This window comes from Pseudomonas sp. LBUM920 (genome assembly GCF_003852315.1).
Taxonomy (GTDB): Bacteria; Pseudomonadota; Gammaproteobacteria; order Pseudomonadales; family Pseudomonadaceae; genus Aquipseudomonas.
This window is the reverse complement of sequence record NZ_CP027762.1, coordinates 2,425,759-2,440,078: the sequence shown is the minus strand read 5'-3', so window position 1 is coordinate 2,440,078 and position 14,320 is coordinate 2,425,759. Positions and strand designations below refer to the sequence as shown.

15 protein-coding genes are annotated in these 14,320 nt (G+C 61.6%); 5 read left to right on the top strand and 10 right to left on the bottom strand.

Annotation, left to right across the window (positions count from 1 at the left end):
* Positions 1-14: 14 nt before the first annotated feature.
* Together C4J83_RS11370 and tal are read left to right on the top strand one after the other, a co-directional pair.
* Positions 15-314 (top strand): YciI family protein, encoded by a 300-nt coding sequence (locus C4J83_RS11370; RefSeq protein ID WP_124417057.1) that lies wholly within the window; start codon positions 15-17, stop codon positions 312-314.
* Positions 315-416: 102 nt separating this feature from the next.
* Positions 417-1,340 (top strand): transaldolase, encoded by a 924-nt coding sequence (gene tal / locus C4J83_RS11365; RefSeq protein ID WP_124417056.1) that lies wholly within the window; start codon positions 417-419, stop codon positions 1,338-1,340.
* 77 nt (positions 1,341-1,417) lie between these two features.
* Here the strand turns inward: tal and C4J83_RS11360 are convergent, their stop codons facing one another.
* The 6 genes from C4J83_RS11360 to C4J83_RS11335 form a co-directional block, all read right to left on the bottom strand.
* On the bottom strand, positions 1,418-1,777 hold the full coding sequence (locus C4J83_RS11360) for a lysozyme inhibitor LprI family protein (protein ID WP_164487921.1): 360 nt from the start codon (positions 1,775-1,777) through the stop codon (positions 1,418-1,420).
* A gap of 89 nt (positions 1,778-1,866) precedes the next feature.
* The gene (aqpZ, locus tag C4J83_RS11355) at positions 1,867-2,553 is read right to left on the bottom strand and encodes an aquaporin Z (RefSeq protein ID WP_106580645.1); all 687 of its coding nucleotides are present in this window, start codon (positions 2,551-2,553) and stop codon (positions 1,867-1,869) included.
* Positions 2,554-2,930: 377 nt separating this feature from the next.
* Positions 2,931-3,491 carry a hypothetical protein gene (locus C4J83_RS11350; RefSeq protein ID WP_124417055.1) on the bottom strand — a complete coding sequence of 187 codons (561 nt, stop codon included), beginning with the start codon at positions 3,489-3,491 and terminating at the stop codon, positions 2,931-2,933.
* 44 nt (positions 3,492-3,535) lie between these two features.
* Positions 3,536-4,723 carry a sugar transporter gene (locus C4J83_RS11345; RefSeq protein WP_106580643.1) on the bottom strand — a complete coding sequence of 396 codons (1,188 nt, stop codon included), beginning with the start codon at positions 4,721-4,723 and terminating at the stop codon, positions 3,536-3,538.
* A gap of 111 nt (positions 4,724-4,834) precedes the next feature.
* Complete coding sequence (locus tag C4J83_RS11340) at positions 4,835-5,197, bottom strand: type 1 fimbrial protein (RefSeq protein ID WP_119735809.1); 363 nt, start codon at positions 5,195-5,197, stop codon at positions 4,835-4,837.
* 86 nt (positions 5,198-5,283) lie between these two features.
* The gene (locus C4J83_RS11335) at positions 5,284-6,282 is read right to left on the bottom strand and encodes a bile acid:sodium symporter family protein (protein WP_124417054.1); all 999 of its coding nucleotides are present in this window, start codon (positions 6,280-6,282) and stop codon (positions 5,284-5,286) included.
* Between the two features lie 85 nt (positions 6,283-6,367).
* On the opposite strand from C4J83_RS11335, the gene C4J83_RS11330 reads away from it, so the two are divergent.
* Entirely contained in the window at positions 6,368-7,156 is a 789-nt protein-coding gene (locus tag C4J83_RS11330) for an AraC family transcriptional regulator (protein WP_119735811.1), read from the top strand.
* Positions 7,157-8,903: 1,747 nt separating this feature from the next.
* Here C4J83_RS11330 and C4J83_RS11320 read toward each other — a convergent pair.
* Complete coding sequence (locus tag C4J83_RS11320) at positions 8,904-9,917, bottom strand: ABC transporter substrate-binding protein (RefSeq protein ID WP_124417053.1); 1,014 nt, start codon at positions 9,915-9,917, stop codon at positions 8,904-8,906.
* Between the two features lie 149 nt (positions 9,918-10,066).
* On the opposite strand from C4J83_RS11320, the gene C4J83_RS11315 reads away from it, so the two are divergent.
* Entirely contained in the window at positions 10,067-10,963 is an 897-nt protein-coding gene (locus tag C4J83_RS11315) for a LysR family transcriptional regulator (protein ID WP_106580637.1), read from the top strand.
* On the opposite strand, the gene C4J83_RS11310 is transcribed toward C4J83_RS11315, so the two are convergent.
* A complete protein-coding gene (locus C4J83_RS11310; RefSeq protein ID WP_124417052.1) occupies positions 10,964-11,356 on the bottom strand; it encodes a RidA family protein in 393 nt (130 codons plus the stop codon).
* Between the two features lie 167 nt (positions 11,357-11,523).
* Between C4J83_RS11310 and C4J83_RS11305 the strand changes: the two genes are divergently transcribed.
* Positions 11,524-11,955 carry a hypothetical protein gene (locus tag C4J83_RS11305; RefSeq protein WP_124417051.1) on the top strand — a complete coding sequence of 144 codons (432 nt, stop codon included), beginning with the start codon at positions 11,524-11,526 and terminating at the stop codon, positions 11,953-11,955.
* A 49-nt stretch (positions 11,956-12,004) separates the two neighbouring features.
* Here C4J83_RS11305 and C4J83_RS11300 read toward each other — a convergent pair whose 3' ends face one another.
* The gene (locus tag C4J83_RS11300; protein ID WP_106580634.1) at positions 12,005-13,249 is read right to left on the bottom strand and encodes a zinc-dependent alcohol dehydrogenase; all 1,245 of its coding nucleotides are present in this window, start codon (positions 13,247-13,249) and stop codon (positions 12,005-12,007) included.
* 125 nt (positions 13,250-13,374) lie between these two features.
* Positions 13,375-14,319 carry a methyltransferase gene (locus C4J83_RS11295; protein ID WP_119735822.1) on the bottom strand — a complete coding sequence of 315 codons (945 nt, stop codon included), beginning with the start codon at positions 14,317-14,319 and terminating at the stop codon, positions 13,375-13,377.
* Between the last annotated feature and the right edge of the window lies 1 nt (position 14,320).

Sequence of the window (14,320 nt, the reverse complement as noted above, 5' to 3'; positions counted from 1 at the left end):
TCAGGTCATCGCGCATGATTTTCGCCATCCATGCACTCTACCTACCTAACGTGACCGAGCAGCGCGCCGCGCTGCTGCCCAGCCATCGCGACTACCTGGCAACGGTTGCCGAACGCATTGCGTTTGCCGGGCCGTTGCTCGGCGCCCAAGGCGAACCCGTGGGTTCGCTGATGGTGGTGGACTTTGACGATGAAGCCCATGTAAGGGCGTGGCTGGCGGCCGAGCCGTTTACGCATGGAGGGTTGTTCAAACAACTGGATGTGCAGGTTTTCCAGAACCGCTGGCCGCAGAAAGTCGGCTTCCCAGAAGCGTAAAGGCGTGGCGCGCGGGTAAACAAGCCGCCCGGGAAGTGGTACAACGGGTGTCCCGTGCCGCCCAGCGCTGCGCCACATCCCACTTCCTGGAGACCGCCGCTCATGACGTCCAAGCTCGAACAACTCAAGCAATTCACCACCGTGGTCTGCGACACCGGCGACCTGGAAGCCATCAGCCGCCTGCGTCCGGTCGACGCCACCACCAACCCGTCGTTACTGCTCAAAGCCGCCGCCATCCCGGAATACGCCGAGCTGCTGCGCACTGCCGTGAACCTGTCCAAGGGCGACGTCGGCCTGGCCTGCGATCACTTCGCCGTGTCGGTCGGTGCGGGCATTCTCAAGGTCATTCCAGGGCGCATCTCGACTGAAGTCGACGCGCGGTTGTCCTTTGACGAAGACGCACTGTGGGCCAAGGCCAACCAGTTGATCGCCCTGTACGACCAGGCCGGCATCGGCCGCGAGCGCGTGCTGATCAAGCTGGCGTCCACCTGGGAAGGCATCCGCACTGCCGAACGCCTGGAAAAAGCCGGCATCCAGACCAACCTCACACTGCTGTTCTCCTTCGCCCAGGCCGTGGCGTGCGCTGATGCCGGGGTGTTTTTGATCTCGCCATTCGTAGGCCGCATCTACGACTGGTACCGCAAAAGCACGGGCCTGGATTACACCGGCGCCGAAGACCCGGGCGTGCAATCGGTCACCCGTATCTACAACTACTACAAGGCCAACGCCATCCCGACCGTGGTCATGGGCGCAAGCTTTCGCACGCTCAGCCAGATCGAGCAACTGGCAGGTTGTGACCGCCTGACCATCAGCCCCGACTTGCTGCACAACCTCGATGAAGACAACGGTACGCTGGAGCGCAAATTGGTGCCGGGCGCTGAAGGTGAAGTGCGTCAGCAATTGACCGAAGCGCAGTTCCGCTGGGCGTCGAATGAAGATGCCATGGCAACGGAAAAACTCGCCGAGGGTATTCGGCAGTTTGCGCGCGATCAGGAGAAGTTGGAGGCGGTGCTGGCGGCGTTGTAACAGGACGCCCGATTGCTGTGGCGAGAGCCTGCGCCCTCGCCACAGCCGTCATTCAAAGGCTGTGCGTTCGACGTGATTCAGAACGGCCCCTTCGTCATCACCCGCTCATCAATAAACCCGCGCAACATGCCAATCCGTTGGGTGTAGGCATCACTCAGGCAGCTCAGCCGCGCGCCACACGCGCGCCGCTGCTTGAGCCAGTCCGCCTGCCCGTCCATCAATGAGCCGCGCCCGCCCATGGCCATGAAGTGCTTGTTCAGGTCGTAGAGCAACGCCATCGTGACGTCCTGGTCATTCAGGCTGCGGTTGGCGCAGATGGCAATTTCGTCAGCGGCCTTGGCCTTGGCGCAATCAAAGCTGGCGGCCTGGCTTGAAAGGCTGAGCATCAGGGTGCAAATACCGGTGAAAAGTGCGGGTTTGAGCAATGAACGTGACATCGGCGATGGGCTCCGAAGAAAATGGGCAAACGGCGGCGTTATAGATAGGCCCGCCGCCGACCAAAAAGTTCTTCGACACCGAGCACCCTTCAGTCGCGTTCACCCAGCGCGCGAGCGGTCAGTGCACCGAGTATTGCGCCGACGATCGGCGCCAGCCAGAACAGCCAGAGCTGCGAAAGGTATTCGCCGCCTGCAAACAGCGCCGGGCCGGTGCTGCGGGCCGGGTTGACCGAGGTGTTGGTGACGGGGATCAGGACCAGGTGAATCAAGGTCAGCGCCAGGCCGATGGCGATGGGCGCAAAGCCCGCCGCCGCACCCGCCGCCGTCACGCGCATGATGATCAGAACGAAGAAAAACGTGGCGATCACTTCGGCCAGCAAGGCGGCAAGCATATCGAACTTGCCTGGGCTGAGCGCACCGTAACCGTTGGCGGCAAACCCGCCGACCGCAAAATCCGGCTGCCCGCTGGCAATTTCGTACAAGGCCGCAGCGGCAAGCATCGCGCCGAACACCTGCACCGCAATGTAGGGCAGCACATCAACGCTGCGAACACGGCGCCCCGCCCATAAACCGATGGTCACCGCCGGGTTGAAGTGCCCGCCAGAGATACCGCCCACCGCGTAGGCCATCGTCAGCACGGTGAGACCAAACGCCAGCGAAACGCCAACAAAACCAATGCCCAGTTCCGGAAAGGCCGCCGCCAGGATGGCGCTGCCACAGCCGCCGAACGTCAGCCAGAAGGTACCTAGAAACTCTGCGGTCAAACGTTTTTGCACAATCGACTCCCTTGCATTCCAAGTGCTACGCCCTGTTGTTCAAGGTCGTGGCAATCGCCGTCACCACGGGATGTGGCAGGCCCGGGGCGACGGTAGCAATGGGCGTCAAAACGCCCTGTAAGGATTGTCTGGTTTTATCGAATGTGCGGCGTTTTGCCCGTCGGCTGCTCAGCAAAAAAATGCTTCCAGGGCCGCGCCCTGACGGGTCAACGAGGGTCTTTCTCTGGCAGCCAGCCGTCCATGATGTTCTCCAACAGCAGGGTGTTATTCCACGCCACGCGTATGGGCAACTTGCGGTGGTCTTCTGTGGTCTCACCCACCCTTCATTTCTTTCTGCGTCCCAGAGCCACCGGGTCGCTACCCGCCGTGTCGACGGATCAATGCACGGTTTTATACTGATCCACGGCATCCATATAGGCCGCTTTCAATCCCAGACTCACCGTGCCGAGCACCTCGGAATCAAGCGTGGCAGCGCTCTGGCCTACCAGGCTCTGCCCCGATTGCTTGAGCTTGAGACGCGCGCGGCCCGCGTAACGAGCGCCGCCGATGTCCACTGAAAGCCTGAGTTCACACGCGTAATAGTCTGGTGAGTTAAAGGTTTTAACAAAGACTCGGTCGATTTCAACGTCGGTTTTCAGCGCCGACCCCGGGACCGCGCCTATCGACTGCCGGGTGAATTCGGTCCAGTCGTCGACCGGCACGTTGGCGAAGCCTTCATAGAGCCCGACGTTGTAATTGGCCGCATGCCACACAACCTTGCTCGACTCCGAGCAACGTGTGCACCGCTCCCCGCCGGAAACGTGCACAACATCAGCCTGGATCACACGCGCTTTTATCGCGGCGAGCTCCGCCTGGGTGGAGTACGGAGCAAAATGCAGTTGGTTGGTCACGCAACCACTGAGTAAAAACAGAAAACCTAAAACAACGAGGTGTCTCACGGGTTCAATCCCTTGATTGTTTCAAGTCATCAGTGACCAACGCGTCAGCTGCTACGCGCCACGCCCTGCCCATACCGGTGAATCGCCAGGCAGTAGCCGATCAGCGCCACTGCCGCGAGCAACCCGCCCGCCGCGCCGATCCAGGCGAAGCCGAAGTGGCTGCCAACCCAACTGCCCATCAAGGCGCCGCCGCCGATGCCAATGTTGTAGATGCCGGAGAACATCGCCATGGCCACGTCGGTGGCGTCGGGTGCCAGCACCAGCACTTTGGATTGCATGGCCAGGCCAAAGCCCATGATCGCCATGCCCCAGAACACACTCAGGCCGACGAGGTAGGACTCGGCGCCGCTCAAGGGCAGCATCAGCGCCAGGCATGCCGCGAGCAGGAACACCGCACTGACCACGAACAGGTGCGGGTTGAAACGGTGCACCAGGCTGAACAGCAGCGAGCCGATGATGCCCGCGCCGCCGAACACCAGCAGGAACAGCGTGACCACGTTGCCGCTCAGGCCGGCGACGCCTTCGACGAAGGGTTCGATGTAGCTGTAGGCGGTGAATTGCGCCGTCACCACCATGGCGGTGAGCACGTACAGCGCCACCAGCGCCGGGCGCTTGAACAGCATCGGCAGGCTGCGCAACGAGCCGGAGTTCTGGCTCGGCAGCAGCGGCAAGGTGCGCGCCAGCCAGAACACCAGGGCCGCGGCAAAGGCGGCGATCACCAGAAACGTGGTGCGCCAGCCCATGGCTTCGCCGAGCAGCCGGCCCAGCGGAATGCCCAGGACCATCGCCAGTGACGTGCCGGTGGCCAACAGGCCGAGGGCTTGCACCTGCTTGCCCTGCGGCGCCAGGCGCACGGCCAGGGAGGCAGTGATCGACCAGAACAACGCGTGGGACAAGGCGATGCCGATGCGGCTGACCATCAGCAAGCCGAAGCTGGTGGCAACGCTGGAGAGAATATGGCTGGCGATAAACAAGCCGAACAACACGATCAGCAACTTGCGCCGTTCGACGTTACGTGTGAGCAGCATCACCGGCAGCGACGTCAGCGACACGATCCAGGCATAGATAGTGAGCATCAGGCCGACGCTGGCGATGGGCATGTCGAAGCTGGCGCCGATGGCGCTGAGCAGTCCGACGGGGACGAATTCGGTGGTATTGAACACAAACGCGGCCAAAGCAAGGGCGATGACCGGTTGCCAGTTGGCTTGGGGGGTTGCGGCTGAAATGCTCATTGGCGGGCGAGGTACTCTGACGGTGATCCAACGGCCACGCAGAACAGCGCCGCCGCCGAGCATTCTATAGGTTTCTCGCCGCGCTGTTGACGCGCATCGTCGCTCTGAGGTTCAGGGCGAGGTCATGGTGATCACATAGTTGCCCGACACAATCGGCGTGCCGGCGCTGTCCACCAGCAGGTAGCGCTGGTCGTAATAACGCCCGGCGCCACTGTCGGCAACCAGCTTCACCCGGGCCGCATCGACGCTGGCCACCGGCGCCAGACTGCGCACTTCGAAGCGGCTGCCGCGGTTGGAAGGGGCGCAGCCGGTCAACTCCATCACCGCACCGCTGCGCGCATTTGTCGCACACCCTGGCTCGACGATTGCGCCGGTGAACTGGATAGTGCCCTGCCCTACAGTCTGCGCCGCACCACAGGTACTGGCCCATAGGCAAAACAGCCCTGCAAACACCGAAATACCTTTAACGCTCATGCCGACACTCCTTATTGGGCTCTCACCAAAGGAGTCGTCTGGCCGGGCGTTAACTTGAGGTGATTCGGCCAAGGGTGTGATCTAGATCACGGATCCACCTGCCCCATCATCTCGGGGATGCTTTCCGGCCGCTTGGCGTAGCGTTGCGCCAGCGCCGCACACACCATCAACTGGATCTGGTGAAACAGCATCAGCGGCAGGATCAACACGCCCATGGTCGCGCCGGCGAACAGCACTTGCGCCATCGGCACGCCAGTGGCGAGGCTTTTCTTCGAGCCGCAGAACAAGATGGTGATGCGGTCTTCCTGGTTAAAGCCAAAGGCCTTGCCCAGCACGGTGGACGCCACCAGTACCAGGGCCAGCAACACACAGCACGCCACCACCAGGCCGCCCAACTCCCACACTGGGATCTGGTGCCAGATGCCTTCATTGACCGCTTCGCTGAACGCGCCGTAAACCACCAGCAGGATCGAGCCCTGATCGACGAACTTCAGCCAGGATTTATTCCGGCCAACCCAATCGCCGATCCAGCGACGAGCGATTTGCCCGGCGATAAACGGCAACAGCAATTGCACGCTGATTTTCAGGATCGCGTCGACGGTGGAGCCCGCGTTGCCGTGCACGTTGAGCAGCAGCGTCACCAGCAGCGGCGTGAGGAAAATGCCGAACAGGCTGGAGGCCGCCGCACTGCAGATCGCCGCCGGGATGTTGCCGCGCGCAAGCGACGTAAAGGCAATCGCCGATTGCACCGTGGCCGGCAAGGCGCACAGGTAGAGCATGCCCATGTACAGGTCTTTGCCGATCAGCGGCGACAGCACCGGCTTGAGCGCCAGGCCCAGCAAGGGGAACAGCACAAAGGTCAGGCTGAACACCAGCAGGTGCAGGCGCCAGTGCCCGGCACCGGCGACGATGGCCTGGCGCGACAGCTTGGCGCCGTGCAGGAAAAACAGCAGCGCGATCGCCAGGTTGGTCACCCAGCCAAAGGCCACAGCGGTCTGGCCACTGGCGGGCAGCAGGGAAGCGAGAATCACCGTGGCAATCAGGGTCAGGGTGAAGTTGTCAGGCAGAAAACGCGGGCGGGTCATAAGCAAATCTTCCAGGGGTTGCCAAGAGCATCGCTGCGACTCTAACGTAACGGCTTGTTACCGACTAACGCCAATGAGCCAGTAAATGCCGCCTAAAGGACATGACAAGACCGTCCGCCGCAGTGTGCCCGGGCTTTCCAGCCTGCCGCGGCCTGTGTATGGGCGCACGGAGTCGCTGCCCAATCGCGCGCTGACCCGCCGGCACAGCCACCCGTGGGTGCAGTTGTCCTATGCGATTTGCGGGGTGTTGGAGATCCAGACCAGCGTCGGCCGCTTCGTCGCCCCGCCCCAGCGCGCGGTGTGGATCCCGGCGGGCGTGCCGCACCGGGTGTTCAGTTCGCCGCACACGGAAATGCGCAGTCTGTACCTGGATTGCAGTGTCACCGCCTGGGCGGCCGAGCGTTGTCAGGTGTTGGCGGTGAGCAGTTTGTTGCGCGAGTTGATCCGCAGTTTCAGTGAGTTGCCGGTGGAATATGCCGAGGACGGGCCGGATGGGCGCCTGGCCCAAGTGGTGCTCGACCAGTTGGCCGCTGCGCCGCAGGTGGATTTGATGCTGCCCTTGCCCCTGGACCCGCGGTTGCGTCAGGTTTATCGCAGTTTGAATCTGCATCCGGAGCAGCAGACGACCTTGGGGGACTGGGCGCGCAGGCTGGGCGTGAGTGAGAAGACGTTGAGTCGGTTGTTTTTGAGTGATACCGGGCTGACGTTTCGGGCTTGGCGTCAGCGGTTGCGGCTACTGAGTGCGTTGCCTGCCCTTGAGCAGGGGGAGCGGGTTACGGATGTGGCGCTGGGGTGTGGGTATGAGTCGACTTCGGCGTTTATTGCGGCGTTTCGGCAGCAGTTTGATGCGACACCGGGGGAGTTTTTTCGGTGATGTTTTTTGGGGGGTTATTGAGTACATATCCGTTATTTGGGTGATGGCTGATTTGGGTTCCGCCCTTACGGCGGGTCACTTTGGAAAAGCCCCAAAGTAACCAAAGGGCTCTTGCCCCACCACTCGGCACCTCGCTCACGCTTCGGTGTGTCCTCACGCAGGCTTGAATCCGTGGGCCGCCGTGACGGGCCATCCATGGCCCAACACGGCTAACCCGGCGTCCTGCCGGGTTACCCACGGATTCAAGCCTGCGTTCGGCCAGCGTGGTTTAACGGGGCGCCTAAGATCAAAGTCAAAAGCAGATCAAGATCAAAAGCAGAGCACGGCGGCCTGGTAGCCGACCTGAGTGGTTAGATCAAAAGCGAAGGCGAGGCGGCCTGACAGCCGACCTGATCTTGATGGCTGAACTCAATCAAAGGTGGGAGCTGGCTTGCCTGCGATGGCATCTACTGGTTGTGCCTGATACACCGAGGTGTCTGCATCGCAGGCAAGCCAGCTCCCACAGAAAAGCAAAAGCAGTGCGGTGGTGGCATCTGAACGCGGTCAACTTGTGGGAGCGGGCTTGCTCGCGAATGCGGTGTGTCAGTGACACATGAGCTGACTGACCCACCGCATTCGCGAGCAAGCCCGCTCCCACATTTGGATTTCTGTGAATCAGATAGATGGGTGTCGTTTGCACTCGGTCAAAAGTGGGAGCGGGCTTGCCTGCGATGGCATCGACTGGGTGTTACTGATAGACCGAGTTGTCTGCATCGCAGGCAAGCCAGCTCCCACAGAAAAGCCAAGCACTGCGGTGCTGGCGGCTGAACTCGGTCAACTTGTGGGAGCGGGCTTGCTCGCGAATGCGGTGTGTCAGTGATAAATGAGCTGACTGAACCACCGCATTCGCGAGCAAGCCCACTCCCACATTTGGATTTCTGTGAATCAGATAGATAGGTGTCGTTTGCACTCGGTCAAAGGTGGGAGCTGGCTTGCCTGCGATGGCATCAACTGGTTGTGCCTGATAGACCGAGGTGTCTGCATCGCAGGCAAGCCAGCTCCCACAGAAAAGCAAAAGCAGTGCGGTGCTGGCGGCTGAACTCGGTCAACTTGTGGGAGCGGGCTTGCCTGCGATGGCATCAGCTGGTTGTGCCTGATAGACCGAGTTGTCTGCATCGCAGGCAAGCCAGCTCCCACAGAAAAGCAAAGCAGTGCAGTGCAGTGGTGGAGGCTGAACTCGGTCAACTTGTGGGAGCGGGCTTGCTCGCGAAGGCGGTGGGTCAGTGACACATGAGTTGACTGACCCACCGCATTCGCGGGCAAGCCCGCTCCCACATTTGGATCTCTGTGCATCAGATAGAAGTGTGTTGCTGTGCTTCTGCCCTGCTTTTGCTTCAACCACTCAGGTCGGCTTTCAGGCCGCCGTGCTCTGCTTTTGATCTTGCTTTTGATTTTGATCTGACAGGCCCCGTCAACCACGCTGGCCGAACGCAGGCTTGAATCCGTGGGTAACCCGGCAGGACGCCGGGTTAGCCGCGTTGGGCCATGGATGGCCCGTCGCGGCGGCCCACGGATTCAAGCCGGAGTGAGGGCACACCGAGCCTAGGCGAGGTGCCGAGTGGTGGGGCAAAGACCTTTTGGTTACTTTTGGCTGGGCCGGCATTCCGGGCGTTTGCCAAAAGTGACCCGCTGTAAGAGCGGAACCCTAAGCGGCCGTTACCGCAGCAACGGATATGCCCCCGACCAAACGCCGGCCATCAGCACCCCCTCAACTCCCATTCCCACCATGAGCCTCTTCAAAAAAGTAATCCTTCCAACTCGCCGCCTTGTTCTTCAATACCCCCAGTTCCTGCAATTTCTCGGCATAGATATAGGTCCGCTGCGGCACGATGGTGAAATCGATCTCCGGGTCCTGAACAATTTTCTCCACCAGGTCCAACGGCAGCTTGGACTGCTCCACACGGATATACGCCTTGGCCGCGGCCGGCTTGTCGGCTTTGATAATCGTCTCAGCCTCCGCCAGCGCGTCGTAAAACGCCTTGTAGGTCTTGGGGTTCTCGTCGTGAAATTTCTCAGTGGTGTAAAGCACGTTGAACGTAGCCTGCCCCCCAAGGATGTCGTAGGAACTGAGCACTTTGTGCACGTTAGGGTTGAGCAACTCCTGGTACTGGAACGGCGGGCTGGAGAAGTGCGAATTAATCTCCGAACCACCGGCAATCAACGCCGCCGTAGCATCAGGGTGAGCCAGGCTGATGGAGATATCGTCGAATTTCTTGTAATTCGCATCGCCAAACTGCTTGGCGGTTTCGATCTGCAAAGTGCGCGACTGGAACCCCACACCGGCAGCGGGCACGGCGATGCGGTCTTTCTCGGTGAAGTCCTTGAGGGTCTTCACATTAGGGTTGTTGGTCAGCAGGTAATTGGGCATCGAACCAAGGGAGGCGATGGCCTTGACGTTCTGCTTGCCCTTGGTGCGGTCCCACAAGGTGAGCATCGGCGGCACACCGGCCGATACCACGTCCAGCGCACCCGCCAGCAGCGATTCATTCATCGCCGTGGCGCCGGAGATGCTGTTCCATTCCACCTGGATATCCAGCCCCTGCGCCTTGCCGTGTTTCTCGATCAAGTGCTGGTCGCGCACCACGTCGAGGATCAGGTAACCGATGCCGAACTGCTGGGCGATGCTGATTTTGCCTTCGGCCTGGGCACCGGGGCTGAGCAAGCTGCCAGCAGCGGCCAGCGACGCGGCCAATAGGGTCAGGGAGGAACGCTTGAAAGTCATGGGGGAATCTGCCGCGTTTTCGGGAAGGTGATGAAGCCTAGCGGCGTTTTTTAAGACACGAAAAGAATATATAGCTCTATTCTTATGCAATAAATCAGCAGCGCTGAACTGCTATATTGCGCGCCTGCCCTTCCATCGCGAGTCGCTCGATGCTGCGCACCAACCTCAATGAAATGTTGATCTTCATGGCCGTGGTCGACGGTGCCAGCTTTGTCGCGGGCGGCCAGGCCATGGGGCTTACGCGCTCGGCGGCCGGCAAGGCCGTCATGCGTCTGGAAGACAGCCTTGGCGTGCGCCTGCTCAACCGCACCACGCGCAACCTGAGCCTGACCGATGAAGGCCGTGCATTGTACGATCAAGGTGTGCAGATTCTGGCCGCCGTCGACACCGCGCAAACGGCCATCGGCCAGCCCAGCGGCACGCCGCGCGGGGTGCTGCGGCTTACCCTGCCGGATGCCTTCGGGCGCCGCGTGATCCTGCCGCTGCTCGACACCTATTTGAAAACCTGGCCGCACGTGCAGGTAGAAGTGAGCTTCACCGACCGCATGGCCGACATCGTCGAGGACGGCTTCGATCTGGCGATTCGTATCGGCGGCGAGCACGCCGACCGCCAACTGGTGTCCCGCGTGGTGGCGCGCTACCGAGCCTTGCTGTGCGCCGCCCCGGCCTACCTGGCCGAACACGGCACACCCCGCGACCCGGACGCCCTCGCCCACCATGACTGCCTGTATTTCAGCAGCCGGACGCGCAAACAAAGCTGGCGCTTTCGTGACGAACAGGGTCAATGGTTCAAGGCCCCCGGCCATAGCCGCCTGCGCCTGGACAGCGGCGAGGCGTTGCGTGACGCCGCCGTGGCTGGCATGGGGATCGCCCTGCTACCGGACTTCCTGGTCGCCGACGACCTGGCCAGCGGGCGGCTGGCGGCGGTACTGCCCGGCCTGGACGCAGGCGATGTGGAGATCATGGCCATGTACCCAAGCAAGCGTTACCTGGAACCGCGAGTCCGGCGCTTCATCGACCTGCTGGCCGAGCAGCTGCCGGGCTGATCAATCCGCGTGGGCGACGGCCTTGATCTCGACAATTTGCGCGTCCGAGGCCAGGTAATTCACACCCACCAGCGTGGCAGCTGGGCGATGAGCGCCGATGTAGTCCTTCCACACCGCCACCACTGCCTCGAAATCGCGCTTGGCGTGCACCAGGTAAATATCCACGGCGGCGATGTTCGAGCGTCCGACACCAAAGCCTGCCAGCACATGGTCGAGGTTTTCCAGGGTTTTACGTGTTTGCGCTGCGGCGTCGCCATCGACGAATTCACCTTCAAGCGTGTGGGAAAACTGCCCGGCGATGAAAATCGTACCGTTGACGCTGTAGCCTTGACTGACGCTGTTGCCCTCTTCCCAGGCCACGCCATGGTTATAGATAGAAGTCTGAGTGCGCATATGAGTGTCCTGTGGAGGTTGATTGGGGAAATTCTAACAAGGCTATTGGCGAATGGACGTCGACACTGAAGCGAGTACCTTTCGCGCAAAAAATCCCCATGGGCGCCGCTCGGCTGGTATTGTGCCGCGCTTTGAAATGCACCTGCCGACCTGCGAGGAAATGGACGTTGAACACTGACGATAAAATGACCGGGGACCTGTTCGAGGTGGATAAGCGCCTGTCACTCAAGCCCGTGGTGGACTTCAACGCCTACCTGCGCAGCGCGTTCGGCGACGGCCCATGCACCTGCGTACGCTGCGCCGCCAGCAACGGTGACGAAACCGGCTACGCGTACCAGCACAGCTTCAACTTCGACGGCAAACCCAGCCACCGCCGCTTTGCCTCGACCGCGGGCAGTGATGTGCTGACGATGCTGAAAAAAGCCTGGTTGTCGTACACCAAGGCCGAGCTGCCGCTCAGTGGCGAACTGTCGCTGGACACGGTCAAGGAGTTCGTCGAGCCGCAATTGCACAAGCGCGTGGCGCCGTTGTTTGTGGCCAGTGGCCTGGTCAAGGACGTGGACGGCGTGCTGCAGATCCAACCGCAGGCGTCAGCCTGACGTGAATGCGGGAGGGGCTTGCCCCCTCCCGGTTTGCGCTGCGTGTGGTTTAGAAGCCTGGAACGCCCTGCAGGCGTAGATCGGGCGTCACTTCTTCCAGCGGTTCGACAATCGGCCGCTCATCCATGCCCGGCAGCAGGATCACCTTGCGGCACTCCTCCTCGGCCTTGTCAAACAGCTCATAGCCGCGCGCAGCCTGCTCCAGCGACAACCGATGCGTGACGATCGCCTCGGGGTTCAGATGCCCCAGCTCGATGTGCTCAAGCAATTGCGGCAGGAAGCGATGCACATGGGTCTGGCCCATCTTGAACGTCAGCCCCTTGTCGAACGCGTCGCCAAACATGAACCCGTGAATAAACCCGGCATACACCCCGGCCACGCTGACCACACCGCCACGGCGCACGGCGGCGATGCACTGGCGCAGGGCCTTGCCACTGCTGCCTTCGATCTTGAGCGTGGTGAGGATGGTCTCGGTGGTGCTGCCCTTGGCTTCGAACCCGACGGCGTCCACCACGCCATCGACCCCGCGCATGCCGGCGGTCTGGCGAATGATGGTGTCGGCGGGGTCGTCATCTTCTTCGAAGTTGATCGGGATCACCCCGTACATTTTTTGCGCATAGGCCAAGCGATAGGGATGGTCATCGACCATGAAGATCTGCTCGGCGCCAAGCATCTGCGCGCACGCCGCGCTGAGCAGGCCTACCGGGCCGGCGCCGTAGATCGCAACGCTGGAGCCCTTGCCAATGCCGGCGTTGGTCACCGCCTGCCAGGCCGTCGGCAGGATGTCCGAGAGGAACAGGACCTTTTCATCCGCCAGCAGCCCAGGCACCTTGAAGGGCCCGGTGTTGGCTTTCGGCACCCGCACCAGCTCGGCCTGGCCGCCGGGAATGCCACCATACAGACGGCTGTAGCCGAACAACGCGGCCCCTGGCGGGATTGCCTTTTTATTCAGGATCGCGCCACGCCCGTCATTGGTGGTTTCGCAGGCGGCAAATTGTTGCAGTTGGCAGAAGAAGCAGTCGCCACAGGCAATCACAAACGGGATCACCACGCGGTCGCCGCGCTGCACGGCTGTCACCGCCGGCCCGGTTTCCTCGACGATGCCCATGAACTCATGGCCAAAGATGTCGCCGTGCTCGACGGTCGGGATCTTGCCGCGGTACAGGTGCAAGTCCGAGCCGCAAATGGCGGTGGCGGTGACGCGCAAAATAATGTCGTCGGGTTGCTCAATGATCGGATCGGGCACCGTATCAACCTGCACTTTGTGCGCGCCCTGGAAAGTCATCGCTCGCATGCTCTGCACTCCTGTTCTTGAGAGGGTGTTGAGAGGGTTATTGATTAAGGTGCGCGGCGCCCGCGAGCGTTCCGTCGAGGTATGGCCACAGCCGATCAGTGGTCGCCGCTGACGCGCGCCACGCCTCAGCGCAGCCGGGTGACGGTGAGCGCCACCACGGCAATCCGCTCGACGCCCTCATAGCCGGGTTTTTCCAGCTCTTCGCCAAAGACGTCAGGGTCGATTTCGCGGTAGGTCCAGCCATAGTCAGCGCTGGCCACCAGCGGTTTGATCGCCTCCAGAAAGGGATCGGCACCGGCCACCATCGCCACGCCCGTGTAGAGCACCAGGCTGCCGCCAAGGGCCAGGCGCTCGCGGGATTCGCTGACGATACGCACCGACAACTGCGCGCCCAGGGCACCGCCACCATGGCGATAGGCGCGCTGATGCGGGTCATTCATATAGGGCGGGTTGGCAACGATCAGGTCGAATTCACCGTCGACGCTGGCCAGTATGTCGCTGTGGTAGGCGCTGACATTCGCCAGGCCCGCCAGCTCGGCATTCACTGCCGTCATGCGCAGGGCGCGGGGGTTGATGTCCACCGCCAGCACGTCAGCGTCAGGCCGGGCGCGGGCGATGACCAATGCACCGACACCCGCTCCGCAACCGATGTCGACCGCCCGCCGCACAGGGTCGAAACGCTGCTGCAGATAGGCTTGGATCACGTGGGCAAACCGGTAGCTGTCGGGTCCGAAAAACACCGCGTCGGCCTGGGTGGTCGGGTACGGCGAGTGGGCAAACAGCAACTCGTCCAGGCTCGACCAGCGCACGGTGCTGCGCCACAGGGCGTCGTGTTTTTCGATCACCTGCGCTTGCTGCAATTCCTCGCGAAAGGCCTCTGGCAACAACGCGTTATCAAATGGCAGCGACCAGCCGAACACATCGCGCATGGTCATCGCCAGCGGCGTTGCCAGGCGCTGGCAGACCCGTTCATGGGTCAGGGGCGTCGGCGTGATAAACCGGTAGCCGTTCTCCTTCAATCCGCGGCCCAGGTTCAACAAAGTGCGATCGACGAGCTGCTGTGCAGACATG

Excerpts from the sequence above, each read along its gene's own strand:
- C4J83_RS11335 (WP_124417054.1), bottom strand. The coding sequence starts at position 6,282 with ATGACCCGCCCGCGTTTTCTGCCTGACAACTTCACCCTGACCCTGATT.
- C4J83_RS11315 (WP_106580637.1), top strand. The coding sequence starts at position 10,067 with ATGCTGCGCACCAACCTCAATGAAATGTTGATCTTCATGGCCGTGGTC.
- C4J83_RS11340 (WP_119735809.1), bottom strand. The coding sequence starts at position 5,197 with ATGAGCGTTAAAGGTATTTCGGTGTTTGCAGGGCTGTTTTGCCTATGG.
- C4J83_RS11310 (WP_124417052.1), bottom strand. The coding sequence starts at position 11,356 with ATGCGCACTCAGACTTCTATCTATAACCATGGCGTGGCCTGGGAAGAG.
- C4J83_RS11370 (WP_124417057.1), top strand. The coding sequence starts at position 15 with ATGATTTTCGCCATCCATGCACTCTACCTACCTAACGTGACCGAGCAG.
- C4J83_RS11295 (WP_119735822.1), bottom strand. The coding sequence starts at position 14,319 with ATGTCTGCACAGCAGCTCGTCGATCGCACTTTGTTGAACCTGGGCCGC.
- C4J83_RS11360 (WP_164487921.1), bottom strand. The coding sequence starts at position 1,777 with ATGTCACGTTCATTGCTCAAACCCGCACTTTTCACCGGTATTTGCACC.
- C4J83_RS11320 (WP_124417053.1), bottom strand. The coding sequence starts at position 9,917 with ATGACTTTCAAGCGTTCCTCCCTGACCCTATTGGCCGCGTCGCTGGCC.
- tal (WP_124417056.1), top strand. The coding sequence starts at position 417 with ATGACGTCCAAGCTCGAACAACTCAAGCAATTCACCACCGTGGTCTGC.
- C4J83_RS11330 (WP_119735811.1), top strand. The coding sequence starts at position 6,368 with ATGCCGCCTAAAGGACATGACAAGACCGTCCGCCGCAGTGTGCCCGGG.
- C4J83_RS11300 (WP_106580634.1), bottom strand. The coding sequence starts at position 13,249 with ATGCGAGCGATGACTTTCCAGGGCGCGCACAAAGTGCAGGTTGATACG.
- C4J83_RS11345 (WP_106580643.1), bottom strand. The coding sequence starts at position 4,723 with ATGAGCATTTCAGCCGCAACCCCCCAAGCCAACTGGCAACCGGTCATC.